The sequence below is a fragment of the Acetobacter senegalensis genome (assembly GCF_001499615.1).
GTDB lineage: Bacteria > Pseudomonadota > Alphaproteobacteria > Acetobacterales > Acetobacteraceae > Acetobacter > Acetobacter senegalensis.
Window position 1 is genome coordinate 1,700,799 of sequence record NZ_LN606600.1, and the last position, 16,763, is coordinate 1,717,561.

The window sequence follows — 16,763 nt, forward strand, 5'->3', positions numbered from 1 at the left end:
TTACTCAGACTCGACAAATAGGTCTTTTTTCGCAGGATAAGAGGGGTTTCAAAGGAGTCGCCCCGATTCTACCCACAGTTCCATCCACAGGCTTGTAACGCCGCTTGCATACCCTTGCGGGGTGGAGCGACGGCCTTCACTGGTGGCGTAAAAGGCAACGTCAGGCTACGTGCCAGCAGGTGAAGCCCCTCCGGATGGGGCGCCCCGTAAAGTGTATCCCCTACAATGGGGCAGCCCATGGCGGCGCAATGGACTCGAGCCTGATGGGTCCGGCCCGTGTGCAGATGAAGTTCCAGCCAGCAGAGTGAGTCTGATCGACCCAACACGCGCCAGGACGTTCGGGCAGGAGTGCCTTTTTCGCTGGTGATCATCCGCCAACCGCTGCGATCTGTCTGTTTGAGAAGGGGCAGATCAATTTCGCCAGTATCATTCTTGGGGCCGCCTTGAACAACGGCCCAGTAGGTTTTCTGCGCTGTCCTGCTGGCAAAAGCCTGTTGCATGGCCAGCAAGGGTTGCTTGCGCAGCGCAATGGCCAGACAGCCGGAGGTTTCCGTATCCAGCCTGTGGGCCAGCCATGGCCCATCCTTGCGCCGCGACAGAAGCGGAAAGCAGTCCTCCACACAGGGGCCACCTTTCGGTCCTGCATGCACAGGGATACCCGCCGGTTTGTCCAGAATCACCACATGCTGGTCCTGATACAGCACGGAGAGAGGAAAGGGCGGAGCTGAAAGGGTGCTCATTCCTCGCGGGCGGACCCCACCAGCACCTTGCGGCGGCCTACATGGTCGGCCCGGCTGATAATGCCTTCCTTTTCCATCTGTTCAATCAGCTTGGCGGCGCGGTTGTAGCCAATGGAAAGATGCCGCTGCACGAAGGAGGTCGAGGCTTTCCCTTCCCGCGTTACAATGGCTACGGCTTCATCATACATGTCTGATTCGCCGCTATCTCCGCCGCCCGACTTGCCGCCGCCAGCGGGCGCTTCTTCCACGGGTTCGGCCAGCACGTCATCATCGTAAATGGGTTCGCCCTGTTCTTTCAGGAAGCTGACAACCTGCTCCACTTCGCTATCGGCCACAAACGGACCATGCACGCGGGTAATGCGGCCGCCCCCCTGCATGAACAGCATGTCACCCTGGCCCAGCAATTGTTCCGCACCCTGTTCACCCAGAATGGTGCGGCTATCAAACTTGCTGATCACCTGAAAGGAGATACGGGTGGGGAAGTTGGCCTTGATGGTGCCGGTAATCACATCCACGGAGGGGCGCTGCGTGGCCATGATCACATGGATGCCAGCCGCACGCGCTTTCTGGGCCAGCCGCTGCACACACGCGTCAATTTCCTTGCCGGCGGTCATCATCAGATCCGCCATTTCGTCAATAATCACGACGATATAGGGCATCGGGTCCAGCGTGACGGACTGTTCCTCAAACACAGGGTTGCCGGTTTCAGGGTCAAAGCCCGTCTGCACACGGCGCACCACCACTTCACCATCAGCACGGGCTTCGGCGGCGCGGGCGTTATAGCCGGCAATGTTTCGCACCTGCATGTGCGCCATGGTGCGGTAACGGCGGTCCATTTCCCGCACCACCCATTTCAGGGCGTTCACGGCTTTTGGGGGTTCTGTCACAACCGGGGTGAGCAGGTGCGGAATACCATCGTAAATGGAAAGTTCCAGCACCTTGGGGTCAATCATGATCAGGCGGCATTCATCGGGGGAAAGCCGATAAAGCAGCGAGAGGATCATGGCGTTTACGCCAACCGATTTCCCTGAACCCGTGGTGCCCGCAACAAGCAGATGCGGCATGCGTGCCAGATCACTGAACACGGGCTCACCCGCAATGTCTTTCCCCAGAGCAAGGGAGAGGTGGGCCGGATCATTCTGCCAATCCGGCTGGCTGAGCAGTTCAGAAAGATAAACTGTCTCGCGTGTCTGGTTTGGTACTTCAATACCAATCACATTCCGTCCCGGCACGGTGGCGATACGAACACTCAGAACCGAGAGCGAGCGCGCAACATCATCCGCCAGCCCGATCACACGGGCGGAGCGGATACCGGCGGCGGGTTCCAGTTCATAAAGCGTGACCACAGGGCCAGCGCTCATGCCCACAATGGTTCCCTGCACACCGTAATCAGAAAGCACCTGTTCCAGCAGGCGCGCCGTGGCGTTCAGTGCTTCGGCGGAGGGGCCATATTGCGTGTGGGCGGGGGCTGGTTTCAGCAGATCAAGGGGTGGCAGTTCCCAGCCGCCTTTTTTGGCAGATACGGCGGGAGCCTTGGGCATGCTTGGCCCGGCTGCGTTTTCCTTACCTGTAAACAGGCGACCCAACAGGCCGCTTTTGGGGGCTGCGGCCGTTACAGGTTGCGGCGCAACAGCAGGTGTGGGGGCTGGTGCTGGTGGCTCACGCAGGGCTGGAGCGGTAGAACTTGCACTGGGTGAGACTGCCGGTGCGTCTTCTTCCCGCAGGGCCAGAGCGGTGCCAGGGGGAGTGTGGTCAGGAAGTGAGAGATCATCTTCCTCTTCTTCCTGCGCAAAAAGGGAGTGGGCAGAGGTTCTGCTTGCCGCGTAGGAGGTTTCCTCCGCGGTGGCAAAACGGCCTGCCGTACCAATGGGAGCTTCCTCCTCACGCGGTTTGCGGCTGGCATAATAGCGTACAAAGCGCATACCGAGCTGGCCCGGCAGACGGAGCACAACCATCACCCCGTGCCATAGCGTCGCCCATTCCTGACGGCGCAGCCCGGTGCCTAGCGCCAGAAGCAGGCATGACAGAAGCAGACCGAGAATCCACACCAGCATGCCACCAGCCGGACCAATGGCGGCAGTTCCGGCGGAAAGCGAGGTCTGGGCGATGGAAAACCCGATACCGCCGCCAATACCAGCTTCTGTGGGCCAATGCATGGGGGGGAGGGCAGTAAACAGAAGGGGGATGGCGGCCAGCAGGGCCCCACTTACCGGTAGAAGGCAGAGGATAGCCAGAAACCGCAAGCCAAACACCACAAGGGATTCGTGGCCCAGCAACCGGTGGCTCATGAAGCGCCAGCCCCATGCCATCAGAATAAAGGCAGGCAGCACGGCCGCCATGCCAATACCTTGCAGCAACGTGTCTGACAGCACAGCGCCCACCATGCCAAGCAGGTTGGTGGGGGGCTGGCCTGTTGCCGTATTGAAAGAGGGATCTTTCGGGTTGTACGTGGCCAGAGCAACCAGCAGCGCGCAGGCAAGCACACAGAGAAGGAGGCCTCCTCCTTCTTCAAGCCGCAGCCGAAGCGCGCTCTTGTAAGTGGGAAGGACATAGTCGGCAGATCGTGTGTGGCTCGCTCGCGCCAAGGGTCTGGATCCTGACTCCAAATGGCCCTGAAGATCATGCAGGCCAAATGGCAGCCTGTTTCTTTCAGGACAGTTAATTCAAAAACATCGTTCGGAAACGGTGGCCCAACCTACCGTGAACTTCTGCTGTAAAGAAGGTTTGTAAGGCAGAGTTTTGGCAAAATGCCCGTTTTTTGCTCTTTACCCGAGCAGAAACCACAACCGGAACACCAGTTGCTCCAGTTTTTCATGTCGCCGGAGCTGTTCCATCTTCTGCAACAGGGAGAATCGGGCAGCCAGACCACGCCACCCACGGCCAAGCCCCTGTTGAATAAGGCGCAGGCTTTCCTGATTCTGCGGAGTCAACAATTGGCGGCGGCTGAGCAGATACAGGGTATTGGCACGGAAGATGTCCATGAAAAGGCTGGGGCCGCGTCGTAAGGCACCCAGAGCACGTTGCATGAAGCGTGCAGGCGCGCCAACAGCGTTTTGTCCGTGCTGGCGGTAGAGCAGAACAGGCCGGTTATCTGTCAGAATATTCCCGCCCGCGCCAGCAACAAGAAGATAGGCCCACCAGTCATGCAGGATATGCGAAGATGCTGGCATGGCTTTCTTCAGAAGATCGCACGCTGCGGGGGAGAGCATGATGGTGCAGCCGGTTGCAATATTCTGGGTGAGAGCCGCCAGAAAAGACGTTGCCTGTGGCAGAGGCGGAGACAGACCAACAGGTGTGAGATTTCTGTCTGTCAGGGTTTGCCGGGCGCAGTACAGGCCGGGCTGCGTGGGGGGAAGAGTCGCAAGAGCTTTTAGCCCACGTGCCAGTTTATCAGGTAGCCAGACATCATCCTGATCACAGAATGCAACGGGCATATCAGGCGGAACAGCCGCCAGAAGGTGGGAATAGGAGGCTGTAACACCCAGATGCTGGCCATTGCGGGGTGTGACCATGATGCAGCGATGGCCCATTTTCTGGCTGAAATGCTGCATCAGGGAGAGCGTGCCGTCGGTAGAGCCGTCATCCCGCCAATAGAGAACCCAGTTGGTGTGGGTTTGGCCTTCAAGGGAAGCAAGCTGTTCGCTCAGATAGGTGCCCCCATTATAGAGCGAAAGCAGAATAGCAACGGGGGCATCTGACAGGCCCGATTGTGCAGGGAAGCGTCCGGGCATGGTGCTCTGACTGTTATCCTGCACTCGGTGTCCTCTGACAGGGGGTAGAAGGCTGCTTCTGTAACGCAGTCAGAAGCAGCAGGTGCGTTTTGCTCAGGCTGAAGGAGTCTGGGCAAAAATCTGGTTTACAACCTTCTTTACGCTTTCTTCCCACGCCGGCATGGTAATGCCAAATACACGCGTGAGCTTGGAATTGTCCATCCGTGAATCAGCGGGCCGTTTAGCCGGGGTGGGCCAATCTTCCGTGCGGATAGCGGTGACTGTGGGCATCGGCTGCCCATGGTCCGCCGCATCTTTCAGGGCTTCTACCGCCAGACCATGCCATGTGGTTTCACCGGTTCCACACACATGGTAGATCCCGGCAAAATCATCTTTCCAGCCGTCTTTTTCGAGAATGGCGAGAACGGAAAGAATGGCGCGCGCCAGATCATCTGAACTGGTGGGATTGCCTTTCTGGTCCCCGACCACTTTCAGGGCCGGATTTTTGGCACCTGCGTTCAGCATGGTGCGAACAAAGTTCTTGCCATGAGCCGAATACACCCAGGAGGTCCGGAAAATCAGGGTCTTGGGATTGGCGGCCAGTGCCTGTTTTTCGCCTTCAGCCTTTGTGCTGCCATAGACCGTGTCAGGGGAGACTGCATCTGTTTCCACATACGGTGTGCCTTTGTCTCCGGAAAAGACGTAATCAGTGGAAACATGGATCAGCGGAATATTCTGCTGGGCGCACAGACGGGCCAGTTCTGCCGGACCACTCGTGTTGGCGCGGGCAGCCGCTTCAGGTTCCTTTTCCGCCAGATCAACAGCAGTCCAGGCTGCGGCATTGACCACGGCAACCGGATTGACGGCTTCCAGCGTGGCAGCCAATGTTTCAGGTTTGTCAAAATCAAAACCGGGACGCCCAACGCAATGAATGCGCGGACCGCCAAGTGTGACCAGAGAGGTTGCAAGCTGCCCGGTGCCACCGGTGACCAGAATGGGACTGCCCTCAGATGCCAGAATGCTCATGACGTGCTCCCGTTCTTAAAATTGAAACCAGCCTTCGGCGGCAGAAAATTCCGGTGCTTCCAGATCTTTTTCTGACAAAATGGCGTCTTCAGGTTTGACAGGCCAGTCAATGGCCAGTTCCGCACTGTTCCAAATCACCGCCCGTTCAGAAGCCTTGTTGTAAAGGCCGGTGCATTTGTACTGAACTTCCGCGTTTTCAGTCAGCGTGCAGAAACCGTGCAGGAAGCCCGGCGGAATCCAGAGCTGGGACCAGTTTTCTTCTGACAGTTCAGCCGCAACCCATTTGCCATAGGTCGGGGAGCCAGTGCGGGCATCAATTGCGACATCCCAGATGGCCCCTTTGGTGCAGCGTACCAGTTTTCCCTGAGCATATGGGTCAAGCTGGCAATGCAGGCCACGAACAACACCTTTCTGGCGGGAAAGGCTCTGGTTATCCTGAACGAATGGCTGGGTAATGCCTGCGTCACGCATGCGGTCGATATTGTAGGTTTCGGAGAAGAACCCCCGATTGTCTCCAAAGCGCGGCGGCGTAACAAGGATGACGTCCGGAATGGCGAGACGATCAACTTTCATGAAGGCAGATCTCCAGAAATTAAGACTGGCATAAAATTAAGGCGGGCATAGAAAAAAGGGCTGCCTGATCAGCAGCCCACGGGAGCAGAATCGGCAACCTGCATCAGCAGGCGGCCCAGTTCGGTTTTGATCATGCGCTGTGCATGAGCCCGCAACTGGTCTGCATCAATAAAGCCCATGCGATAGGCGACTTCAGCCGGAGAACCGACCAGCATGCCCTGACGAGCCTGAATGGTATGCACAAACTGACCGGCTTCCATCAGGCTATCGGGAATGCCTGCATCCAGCCAAGCGCAGCCACGGCCAAGGCGGTCAACATGCAGGGATCCTTCTTCCAGATAGAAGCGGTTGAGATCCGTGATCTCCAGTTCCCCGCGGGCAGAAGGTTTGACCCGCTTTGCAAAGTCCAACACCCGGTTATCGTAGAAATAGAGCCCGGTCACCGCCCAGTTGGAAGGAGCTTCTTTCGGCTTTTCCACAATGCTCAGCGCGCGACCGGTGTTGTCAAACGTGACCACACCGTAGCGTTCCGGATCACGTACCTGATAAGCAAATACTGTAGCCCCCGTGGGGCGAAGGGCCGCGGTTTGCAGGGCGGCGCTCAGGTGATCAGCAAAAATAAGGTTGTCACCAAGCGCCAGTGCGCAGGGAGCGTTCCCCAACCAGTCTTCCGCGATCAGGAAGGCCTGCGGAATCCCGTCCGGAGACGGCTGGACCCGGTATTCAAACCGTACGCCGAACTGGGACCCATCTCCCAGAAGGCGTTTGAACTGCGGCAGGTCAGCAGGTGTGCTGATGATCATGATATCCTTGATGCCCGCCAGCATAAGCGTGGAGAGCGGATAATAGACCATCGGTTTATCATAAACTGGCAGCAACTGTTTGCTGGCAGCCAGAGTCATGGGGTAAAGGCGCGTGCCGGAACCACCGGCCAGCAGGATGCCCTTCATGGGCGTGGCGACAGGGGGTTTCTGTGTCATTCTGCGGCAGTTCCCAGACGGTTTCCGGTATAGCGGCGGGCGCGGATGGCTTCCCACCAGTCACGATTATCCAGATACCACTGCACAGTGCGGCGGATTCCGGTTTCAAAATCATGTTTGGCTTTCCAGTCCAATGCCTGTTCGGCATGGGATGGATCAATTTCATACCGGAAGTCGTGACCAGGACGATCGGACACAAAGCGGATCAGACGTTCACGCGGGCCAGCGGCATCCGGTGACAATTCGTCCAGAACCTTACAGATGGTCTTGACCACTTCCAGATTGCTGCGGGGCTGACGGGCTCCAATGGCATATGTTTCGCCCGGCACGCCTTTTTCCACGGCCTTGACCAGCGCTTCTGCGTGGTCTTCTACGAACAGCCAGTCCCGCACGTTGGCGCCATCGCCATAAACAGGCAGATCCTTGCCTTCAATAGCGTTGATGGTGATCAACGGAATCAGCTTTTCCGGAAAATGCCAGATACCGTAATTGTTGGTGGTGTTGGTCACAAAAGTGGGCAGGCCATAGGTATGGAACCAGGCGCGCACCAGATGATCAGAAGAGGCCTTGCTGGCGGAATACGGGCTGCGCGGATCGTAAGGCGTAGTTTCCGTAAATGGCGGGTCGTTGGGTTCCAGCGCCCCGAATACTTCGTCGGTGGAGATATGGTGGAACCGGAAGGCTTCACGATCTGCCTTGTCCAGTGTGAGCCAGTATTTCCGTGCCGCTTCCAGCAGGGAATAGGTGCCGACCACATTGGTCTGGATAAAGACACCGGGGCCATCGATGGAGCGGTCCACGTGGCTTTCAGCCGCCAGATGCATCACGGCGTGCGGGCGGAACGCCTCGAACAGACGACTCATCTCGCTACCGTTGACAATATTGGCCCGTGCAAACTCGTAGCGTCCGCTGGAGGGGGCATCTTCCACTGTTTCTTCAGAAGCTGCATAAGTCATGCAGTCAACATTCAGAACAGAGTGATCGGTTGACCGAATAATATGTCGGATTACCGCAGACCCGATAAATCCGCATCCGCCAGTTAATAAGATACGCATAGAGTTTCCGCTTTTGTGACCAAAGAAGACGTTCAAATTTCTACATAACAGGCATAACGCAGAAAATTCCGGTTCGCCAGTAATCATGCATAATTTGCGCAATTAGGGCGGGCAGCAGTATGAAAAGGGCTAAATGACGCGGCGTGACTGACTGGTAGGGACGAAGAGAATGTTTGCCGAAAACCTGACGGAAGCGCTGTTGAGGGTATTGGAACGGCCTGAACTGAAAGTTCTTGCACAGTTTTGTTGTATTACCCTTAACCCTTCCATTGGGCACCCGTTTCAGGTCGACCGGCAAGGCAACATAGTCCTTGGAGCCCCCTGTTTAGGCGAAGAAACAGTGGTGGCGTTTCACCTGCGCCATGCGCTTGAACTGGCCGTTCTGCTGAAAGGCACGGCCGAATCGTCCTGTGAAACCGCTAAAATCCTTTTTGCAGCAACCCGCACAACAGCCCGATTCTGGCTGTTGGACAGTTTTGCTGATCATCCTCAACCCGAATCCTGGGTACGGCTTTTTACGGCGGCTGATGTCCCCGCAAAGGCTGCGTTGAAGGCAGTTTACCCCGCTCTTTTGCCACTTGTGGCAGAAGCTGGAAGTCCTCAACAGCACACGCTTTCTTCTGAGGAATGGGACGAGATTCTCCGCTGGCTGGCGGGAGCATGGGAGCTGATCGGCCCGGTAGAAGCTCTCATGGCTGAAGGGGGCGATGCACGCCTCACCGTGGGAGTGCGCACGGGGCTGAATCATTATGGCTGTTCGCATCGACCGCGCCCATGGGCTGTGACCTTCGCGTCCTCTACTGCATCATCGTTGTCTGAACGGGGATTTACTGGCGGAGAACTTGCCCGGTTGGCCTTGATGCGCGCTGTGCTGCATGGCGATGCTCTGGCGTTTTTGCGAGAACAGGCGCGGGATATGCGACGTTTTCTGGCGGGCTTCTTTGGCGTGGCCGACTCTGATGCCGTCATTCTTTCTCCATCTGGCACGGATAGCGCGCTGGCTGTGCTTGCGTTGTCGGCGTCAGGTGGGGTGCCTGTCACCACAGTGCTGACCGCACCGGACGAAACAGGAAGTGGTATCCCCCTGGCTGCGCAGGGATGTCATTTTGCGCAGGAAACAGCGCGTGGTGTCTCGGTTGAAAAAGGCGCGTTGATAGAGGGTTTCCCCGCAGATGCGCGGAGTCTGACGCTTCCCTTGCGGAATGTGGAAGGCGGTCTGTGCGTATCAGAAGACGTTGTGCGCGCCTGTCAGGTTATGGTGGCTGAAGAGGTTGCCGCAGGACGGCGCGTTCTTCTCCACGTGCTGGATTTGTCCAAAACGGGCCTTCTGGCACCGGATATGGAGGCTGTTGCAGCCTTGTGTGCCGCTTATCCCGGGTGGCTGGATGTGGTGGTCGATGCCTGTCAGACCCGCCTTATGCCACAGCGGATCAGCGCGTATCTGGAGAGAGAGTGGGCCGTGATGGTCACGGGCTCCAAATTCTATACGGGCCCGCCCTTCTGTGGGGCGTTGCTGTTACCGGCTTCCTGGAAGAATCGCCTGGCAAAAGGAACACTTCCGGTGGGGCTTGCAGCGTACGCCAACCAGTGTGAATGGCCGTCCTCTTCCGCCTGCCAAGTGCTTGCAAGCAGTGCCAATCATGGCCTGTTGTTGCGCTGGGCCGCCGCCCGCGCGGAGATGGAAGCTTTTGCCGCCATTCCGGCTGATGTGGTCTCCGAGCGTCTCCATAGTTTTCTTCACGCTGTAACGCAGGCGATTCTTGCTCAGCCTGACCTGCAATTACTAACCCCGTATGTGCCGCAACGTCCTGCTTTGACAGATGACTGGGACAGGCGGCAGACAATTCTCTCTTTCATGGTTCGGGCGCCGGAGGCACCGGATATTGATACACCGCTTGATTTTGACCGATGTCGAAAAGTGTATCAGTGGCTGAATGCGGATGTATCAGAGTACGTACCGCAGGCTGATCGCAAGCTGGGGGCGCTTTTGTGCCATATCGGTCAGCCCGTGGCACTTCCTCATCCTCATGCACGAGGGGGAAAGGCGGCAGCCTTGCGGCTTTCTGCCGGAGCACGCCTGATTTCGGGTGAACCGTCCCATGATGGGCTGGGAACCAAAGCCAGAATGGCGCGCGAGATCGCAGACGCCCTCAAGGTTCTGGAAAAAATCAGCCTTATTCTGGTGCATTGGTCCGCCATCGCCAAGGCAGATCCGCCAGCTTCATATGCCCCCAGGGTTCAGGCGGGTGTTCTGGCTTCGGGGGCAGAGCCCCGCGATTACCCATCAGGCCAGAAGCAGACGAGCGTTACAATTTCTTCTCTTGCCTTGGGTCGTTCCTGACAGCACAACAACAGCATGAGTGCATCTGTAACCTCTCCCCAAATCGTACAATCCAATCAGGGCAACTTTCTGGATACGCCTCAACTGGCCACGGGTGTGACCCGTTTCTGGCTTATTCGCCACGCGCTGGTGGAACAAAATGCCAGAATGAGCCTGTATGGCACTCTGGACGTGCCCCTTTGCCCGGATAGCCTGATTGCCCAGCGCCCGATGTATGAAGCGCTGGCGGCACGCCTGCCCCGCAAGGCCCGCTGGCTGATCAGCCCCCTCTCGCGCACGCGGTGCACGGCGGAAGCCATTCAGGATGCCGGATACGGGCCTGCCGAGCTAAAGGTTGAGCCAGCCCTGATTGAACAGAATCTGGGTGAATGGCAGGGAATGGCGCATCAGGATCTGCCGGATCACCTGCATCTTGCGCCACATCCGTTCTGGTCCGTTGCGGCCTCTGAATGCCCCCCAAAAGGGGAAAGCATGATTGATGTCTGCGCCCGCGTGGGGCGCGGGCTGGATCATCTGGCAGAAACCTATGCCGGGCAGGATATGATTGCTGTCAGCCATGGCGGTGCCATTCGTGCGGCTTTGGCCCATGCTCTGCGTATTCATGCTGAAACAGCTTTGCATTTTTCCATCCAGAATCTATCTCTCACCATCCTGGAGCGGCTGGAAGAGGGATGGCGGGTTGTAACCGTCAACGAACTGCCGGGCATCTGATTTTTTAAGCAATCGGCAGCAGAAATCAGGCTTTATCCCTTCTCAGGGAGTGCCAGATTTTTGCTGTTGCTGTTGCTGTTGCTGTTGCTGTTGCTGTTGCTGCTGTTGTGGCGAAGGCGGTGCGGGTGACAGCGGGGGCGTGACCACCGGCGGTTTTCCGTTTTCTGCCGGTGGTATGGGTTGTGACGCCGCTGGCGGGTTTTGCTGCACGTTAGCTCCCGCAGGGGCGTCTTTTCGGGGCTGATCATCCTGTGCGTTCTCTTCTGTATGCAAAGCAGAAAGCGGCACGCCCTTCAGCGGAGATTTTTCGGTCACAGGAATATCCGGTCCCTTGGCATCCCACGCGTCAACAGGGGGAAGCGGCTGTTGGGATGGCTGATCAGCCAATGGGTTTTTGTCCAGAACTTTTCGGGTGCTTTGCGGGTAGCGGTTCATCAATCCCAGCAGAGTACCGTTTGTCCAGCCAAAGCCGACCTGCATGGGGTATTCTCCACCGCCCTTGCCTCCGGTGGGGCTTATGTCGTTTGCCACAACATCATATTTTTCCAATAGAACACCACTTTTTTCAAAGGTGCCAATAACGCGTGCCATCCATCTGCGGCCAATATCGGCTGCCAGATCATGATGCCCGTACTGTTCCAGCCCTTTTATGGCCATCCATTCTTCAGGAGCCCACCCGTTCGGGGCATCCCATTGCTGGCCGGTTACCTGATCCGTTACGGTCAGCCCGCCTACATGCAGCAACCGTTTCTGGATGGTGTGCGCCACGGCATCGGCCTTGTCCTGCGGGGCCAGATGCAGGAAAAGTGGAACAGCCGTGGCAGTGGACAGAATGCCGGTGGGTTTGCCGGTTTTCCAGTTGTAATCGAAATAGGCGCCTTCTTTTTCATCCCACAGATAATGGTTGATGGCGTCCTGAAGCTGTTTGGCCTGCTGCATGTATGACGCGGATTTCCCTTTATCTCCACTCAGCGCGTAGGCGTGGGAGAGGGTCTGCATCAGATGCACCATCAGACAATTATATTCTATTGTCAGGAGTGATGTTGTCTGGATGGTTGAAAGGGTTTTGCCGTCCGCCAGCCAGCGTGAGGAATAATCCCATCCGGTTTCAGCGCCCGCGCGCAGATCACGCCAGAGATCATTGGCGTTGCGTTGTGTTTGGCGGGCAGTGGCCAGATCCTGCGGGTAGCTTTCATCGCGAGGCGTGTTCATGTCATCCCATGGGCGAAACATGAGTGTTCCGTCAGGCAGTTTTACGGCGTGTCGCCACGCGTTTCCGGGTTTGAGTGTGGCGGCTCCATCCGTCCAGTAATCATATTCGCGTTGCAGTTCCGGCAGGAAAGATGTGTAAACCACCTGCCCATCATGGCTGGCGAGCAGATCCAGCATCACGGAGAAAAACGGAGGCTGAGACCGGCTGAGATAATAGGTGCGGTTTCCGTTGGGCATATGCCCATACCGTGCGATCAGGGAGGCAATATCCTGCACCATGTTGCGCATCAGATCGATGCGCTCGTCCTCATAGAGGCCAATCATGGTAAAATAGCTGTCCCAGTAATATATTTCTGAAAAACGTCCGCCGGGAACAATGTATTTCTGTGGCAGTGCGAGCAGGGATGACCACGGCACGGCAGTATCGGCGTCACGCGTCAGGACATCCCACATGCCGGTAATGTAATCGCGCACGTTTTCATCAGGTTTGCGTGAATAGGCAGCAGACCGCAGAACAGGAATGGTGAAATGTTCTGATACAAACAGCTTCAGGTTGAAATCGGGCAGGTCTTTCTGCTGCTTCCACATGGCAACCAGATCAACAGGAGCCTGATCAGGAATGGCATCGGCCACGGCTTTTGCATCCGTGAAGATTTTGGCTGCATGAATGGCGGCGAACAGTTCTCCCAGCGCAATGGACGGCGGACGCAGATCCTGCGGAATGGAGAGAGGGTGATCTCCCGCATGGGGAGCAGGAAGCCGATTGAACAGTTTGGCCTGCACGGGTGGCGTTGCATCGTCCTGCTGGTCCAGCGCGGGAGAGGCATCACGAGGGCTTGCGGGCTGCGCCACGCCAGCGTTGCTTTCAGGAGCAGGAGCAGGAGCAGGAGCAGGAGCAGGAGCAGGAGCAGGAGCAGGAGCAGGAGCAGGAGCAGGAGCAGGAGCAGGAGCAGGAGCCTGCGTTGCGGTGGAGGTGAGCCTGACCACGGAGGACGGAGCCGCGAGGGCCGGAGTTGGTTTTTCTCCTTCCACCTTAGAAGTTTCCACTGAGGGGAGGGCTCGTGCGCCTATTGGAGCGTCTGCCTGCATGGAGGAGGAAGTGGGGGAGGGAAGTGGCGCAGCAGACTGCGCCCACCCGCTGAGCGGTGTGCTGGCCAGAAAAAGGAACAGGGCCACAGAGCGCAGGCGTGAGCGAGAGATAGTGGCAGCAGGCAACGAGCGCGGAGTCAGCACGGAAGAAGGGAATATGCTGGAAATATGGGCTGTAGGGCTTGTTCTGTCCGTATGCGCGCTCATGTCTTTCTTTCGGTCGAAGTCTTTCTGGCCAACGCAAAACCTGTCAGCCTCTCTTGCCAAGGCGGGGGAATGGAAACCTCCGGCTGGTAGGTAAAGAACGGTGCAACCGGGATCGGGTTTTGCGTAACACCGGAACTGTCTATGCTTTTCAGCCATGCTGGGCGATTGTGGCCCGCGCACTTTAGTCCTGTCAGGAGTTTTGTTCATGTCGTCCCCTCTTTCAAGCCCCGGGGCTCTGGCCGTTACGGATGACCTGTTTTTCAAGCGGCCCAACGCCTTGCTGCAACGGGACGAAGCCGAAGGGCTGACCCGCGATGCGCTGACAGGCATGGATGATGGTGAACTTTTTCTGGAATACAGGGAAAGCGAGAGCATTGCGCTGGATGATGGTGTGATCCGCTCCGCCTCTTTTGATACCAGTTGCGGGTTTGGTTTGCGGTCAGTGCTGGGTGAGGAAACCGGCTTTGCCCATTCTGATGATCTGAGCCGTTCAGCCCTGAAGCGGGCTGCTGATGCGGTCAGTGCTGTGCGCAATGGTCGGTCCGGCACCATGGCGGATGCGCCGCGCTCCACCAACACGCGCCTTTATACGGATGCAAACCCTCTGGGGGATACGGATTTTGCCGCCCGCTCCGGGCTGCTGTCCCGCATTGATGCCTATGCCAGGGGCAAGGACAGCCGTGTGGTGCAGGTTATGGCGTCTCTTTCTGGTGAGTGGCAGGCCGTGCAGATTATCCGTGCGGACGGGGTGCGCGTGGCCGATCTGCGGCCTCTGGTGCGCTTAAATGTGTCCGTGGTGGTGGAGCAGGGTGGCAAACGGGAAAGCGGCAGCCACGGGCTGGGCGGCCGCTATGAAATCAACCGCCTGCTTGAAGAACCGACTTGGCAGGGCGCTGTGGATGAAGCCCTGCGGCAGGCATTGGTCGCTCTTGAAGCCCGTCCTGCTCCGGCAGGTGAGATGGAAGTGGTGCTCGGCGCTGGCTGGCCCGGTATTCTGTTGCATGAAGCGGTTGGGCATGGGCTTGAAGGAGATTTCAACCGCAAGGGTACATCCGCTTTTGCTGGCCTTATGGGCAAGCGGGTGGCGGCTCCCGGTGTCACGGTGATTGATGATGGGTCTTTGCCTGATCGGCGCGGCAGTCTGACCGTGGATGATGAAGGCACCCCCACGGGCCGCACCGTGCTGATTGAAGACGGTATTCTAACGGGTTACTTGCAGGATCGCCTGAATGCCCGACTGATGCACATGGCCCCTACCGGCAATGGTCGGCGTCAGTCCTATGCACATGTGCCGCTGCCCCGCATGACCAATACCCTCATGCTGCCGGGCCAGGCGTCAACGGAAGATATGATCCGCTCCATGAAGCGCGGTCTGTATGCGGTGCATTTTGGTGGCGGTCAGGTGGATATTACCTCCGGCAAGTTCGTGTTCTCAGCATCTGAAGCCTATCTGGTGGAAGATGGAAAAATTACGGCTCCCGTTAAAGGGGCCACGCTGATTGGCAGCGGGGCAGAAGCCATGACGCAGGTTTCCATGATCGGGAAAGATATGGAACTTGATCCGGGCATTGGTACCTGTGGCAAGGCCGGGCAGGGCGTGCCGGTGGGTGTGGGTCAGCCCACCCTGAAAATGGCGGGTCTGACTGTAGGCGGCACGGCCTGAGCATAAAAAGGGGATACGCGTGGCAGCGCGTGCGGGCTGACGCGCGGATTTTATTGAACCGAAAAAGGCGGCAAAAGGAGCATGCGTGGGCGAATCGAGAGGTTTCTGCTGTTTGAGCTCTCGTGGTAGAGCGTGGTGCGGAAAGACCACGCGGCGTGCTGGCGCGTGACAGACAAGGGTAAGAGAATGGTCGAAAACGGGTATCAGAGTCCTTTCATGCAGGAAGCCGCCGCCCGCGGTTTCATTTTCCAGTGCACGGATGCACAGGCGCTGGATGATGCCATGGCGAAGGGGTCTGTCGCCGCGTATATCGGGTTTGATCCCACGGCAGACAGTCTGCATGTGGGCAGCCTGATCCAGATCATGATGCTGCGTCTGCTGCAAAAGCATGGCCACCGGCCTGTAGCCCTTATGGGCGGAGGCACGGCGCGGATCGGTGACCCGTCTTTCCGCGAGGAAGCCCGCAGGTTGATGACGGAAGAGACCATCACCACCAATCTGGCAGGCATTGAAGGCTGTCTTCGCCAGTTTCTGACATTTGGTGAGGGTGCATCTGAGGCCAAGCTGGTTAACAACGCGGACTGGTTGGACAAACTGGCCTATATTGACCTGCTGCGGGATGTGGGGGTGCATTTTTCCATCAACCGCATGCTGGCGTTTGATTCCGTCAAAAGCCGTCTGGACCGTGAGCAGGGCCTGACCTTTCTGGAGTTCAATTACTCCATTCTCCAGTCCTATGACTTCCGTGAACTGAATCGCAGGCATGGCGTCACGCTTCAGTTGGGCGGATCAGACCAGTGGGGCAATATTGTCTCGGGTGTGGATCTGGTGCGTCGTACAGACCAGAAAGGCGTAATGGGGCTGACCACGCCGCTGCTGACCACCGCATCAGGCGCCAAGATGGGCAAGACGGCCAACGGCGCGGTGTGGCTTTCCGAGGCTCGTCTGCCGGTGTTTGATTACTGGCAGTTCTGGCGGAATACGGAAGATGCCGATGTCGGCCGCTTCCTGCGCCTGTTTACAGATCTGCCTTTGGAAGAATGCGCCCGTCTTGAAGCGCTTGAAGGCGCGGAGATCAATGAGGCCAAGAAAGTTCTGGCAACTGAAGCCACGGCTCTCTGCCATGGGCGCAAAGCCGCTCTGGCTGCGGCAGAAGCGGCCCGCCAGACCTTTGAAGAAGGCAAGGTGGCCGCGGCAGACCTGCCAGTGCACGAAGTTCCACTCTCTGTGCTGACGGAGGGTGTGCCTGTGTTCCGTCTGCTGGTGGAGGCAGGGCTTGCCAAAACCAATGGTGAAGCCCGGCGTTTGATTCGCGGTGGGGGAGCACGCGTGAATAACCAGCCTGTTGCTGATGAAAACAGGCTGGTGACTCAGGCAGACGCGGTGGAAGGGGCTATTCGGCTTTCTTCAGGTAAAAAGCATCATGTGCTGATCAAGGCCGGGTAAAGGGACTGGC

The 16,763-nt window shown here is 57.7% G+C and carries 12 protein-coding genes; 4 read left to right on the forward strand and 8 right to left on the reverse strand.

What is annotated here, in order from left to right:
* Positions 1-68 precede the first annotated feature (68 nt).
* From ASN_RS07560 to rfbB, 7 genes are all read right to left on the reverse strand, one after another.
* Positions 69-740, reverse strand: a complete 672-nt coding sequence (locus ASN_RS07560) for an RluA family pseudouridine synthase (protein WP_058987769.1) — start codon at positions 738-740, stop codon at positions 69-71.
* The gene (locus ASN_RS07565) at positions 737-3,325 is read right to left on the reverse strand and encodes an FtsK/SpoIIIE family DNA translocase (protein WP_058987770.1); all 2,589 of its coding nucleotides are present in this window, start codon (positions 3,323-3,325) and stop codon (positions 737-739) included. Before ASN_RS07565 ends, ASN_RS07560 begins: the two co-directional genes overlap by 4 nt.
* Positions 3,326-3,505: 180 nt before the next feature.
* A complete protein-coding gene (locus tag ASN_RS07570; RefSeq protein WP_231948428.1) occupies positions 3,506-4,495 on the reverse strand; it encodes a glycosyltransferase family 2 protein in 990 nt (329 codons plus the stop codon).
* 69 nt (positions 4,496-4,564) lie between these two features.
* The gene (gene rfbD, locus ASN_RS07575; protein WP_058987772.1) at positions 4,565-5,476 is read right to left on the reverse strand and encodes a dTDP-4-dehydrorhamnose reductase; all 912 of its coding nucleotides are present in this window, start codon (positions 5,474-5,476) and stop codon (positions 4,565-4,567) included.
* Positions 5,477-5,491: 15 nt separating this feature from the next.
* Positions 5,492-6,049, reverse strand: coding sequence for a dTDP-4-dehydrorhamnose 3,5-epimerase (gene rfbC / locus ASN_RS07580; RefSeq protein WP_058987773.1), 558 nt, complete (start codon positions 6,047-6,049; stop codon positions 5,492-5,494).
* Positions 6,050-6,117: 68 nt separating this feature from the next.
* On the reverse strand, positions 6,118-6,999 hold the full coding sequence (gene rfbA, locus ASN_RS07585) for a glucose-1-phosphate thymidylyltransferase RfbA (RefSeq protein ID WP_197603357.1): 882 nt from the start codon (positions 6,997-6,999) through the stop codon (positions 6,118-6,120).
* Positions 7,000-7,025: 26 nt separating this feature from the next.
* Positions 7,026-8,084 carry a dTDP-glucose 4,6-dehydratase gene (rfbB, locus tag ASN_RS07590; RefSeq protein ID WP_058987775.1) on the reverse strand — a complete coding sequence of 353 codons (1,059 nt, stop codon included), beginning with the start codon at positions 8,082-8,084 and terminating at the stop codon, positions 7,026-7,028.
* A gap of 169 nt (positions 8,085-8,253) precedes the next feature.
* On the opposite strand from rfbB, the gene ASN_RS07595 reads away from it, so the two are divergent.
* Entirely contained in the window at positions 8,254-10,425 is a 2,172-nt protein-coding gene (locus ASN_RS07595; RefSeq protein WP_197603345.1) for a hypothetical protein, read from the forward strand.
* 15 nt (positions 10,426-10,440) lie between these two features.
* Entirely contained in the window at positions 10,441-11,136 is a 696-nt protein-coding gene (locus tag ASN_RS07600; RefSeq protein WP_058987776.1) for a histidine phosphatase family protein, read from the forward strand.
* Between the two features lie 42 nt (positions 11,137-11,178).
* On the opposite strand, the gene treF is transcribed toward ASN_RS07600, so the two are convergent.
* Positions 11,179-13,644, reverse strand: a complete 2,466-nt coding sequence (gene treF, locus ASN_RS07605; protein WP_231948432.1) for an alpha,alpha-trehalase TreF — start codon at positions 13,642-13,644, stop codon at positions 11,179-11,181.
* A gap of 205 nt (positions 13,645-13,849) precedes the next feature.
* Between treF and tldD the strand changes: the two genes are divergently transcribed.
* Together tldD and tyrS are read left to right on the forward strand one after the other, a co-directional pair.
* Positions 13,850-15,307 (forward strand): metalloprotease TldD, encoded by a 1,458-nt coding sequence (gene tldD, locus ASN_RS07615; RefSeq protein ID WP_039905898.1) that lies wholly within the window; start codon positions 13,850-13,852, stop codon positions 15,305-15,307.
* A gap of 186 nt (positions 15,308-15,493) precedes the next feature.
* Complete coding sequence (gene tyrS, locus ASN_RS07620; RefSeq protein WP_058987778.1) at positions 15,494-16,753, forward strand: tyrosine--tRNA ligase; 1,260 nt, start codon at positions 15,494-15,496, stop codon at positions 16,751-16,753.
* Positions 16,754-16,763: the final 10 nt, after the last annotated feature.

Coding starts and splice junctions, on each gene's coding strand:
- ASN_RS07560 (WP_058987769.1), bottom strand. CDS start 740: ATGAGCACCCTTTCAGCTCCGCCCTTTCCTCTCTCCGTGCTGTATCAG.
- rfbD (WP_058987772.1), bottom strand. CDS start 5,476: ATGAGCATTCTGGCATCTGAGGGCAGTCCCATTCTGGTCACCGGTGGC.
- rfbC (WP_058987773.1), bottom strand. CDS start 6,049: ATGAAAGTTGATCGTCTCGCCATTCCGGACGTCATCCTTGTTACGCCG.
- rfbA (WP_197603357.1), bottom strand. CDS start 6,999: ATGAAGGGCATCCTGCTGGCCGGTGGTTCCGGCACGCGCCTTTACCCC.
- rfbB (WP_058987775.1), bottom strand. CDS start 8,084: ATGCGTATCTTATTAACTGGCGGATGCGGATTTATCGGGTCTGCGGTA.
- ASN_RS07595 (WP_197603345.1), top strand. CDS start 8,254: ATGTTTGCCGAAAACCTGACGGAAGCGCTGTTGAGGGTATTGGAACGG.
- ASN_RS07600 (WP_058987776.1), top strand. CDS start 10,441: ATGAGTGCATCTGTAACCTCTCCCCAAATCGTACAATCCAATCAGGGC.
- treF (WP_231948432.1), bottom strand. CDS start 13,644: ATGAGCGCGCATACGGACAGAACAAGCCCTACAGCCCATATTTCCAGC.
- tldD (WP_039905898.1), top strand. CDS start 13,850: ATGTCGTCCCCTCTTTCAAGCCCCGGGGCTCTGGCCGTTACGGATGAC.
- tyrS (WP_058987778.1), top strand. CDS start 15,494: ATGGTCGAAAACGGGTATCAGAGTCCTTTCATGCAGGAAGCCGCCGCC.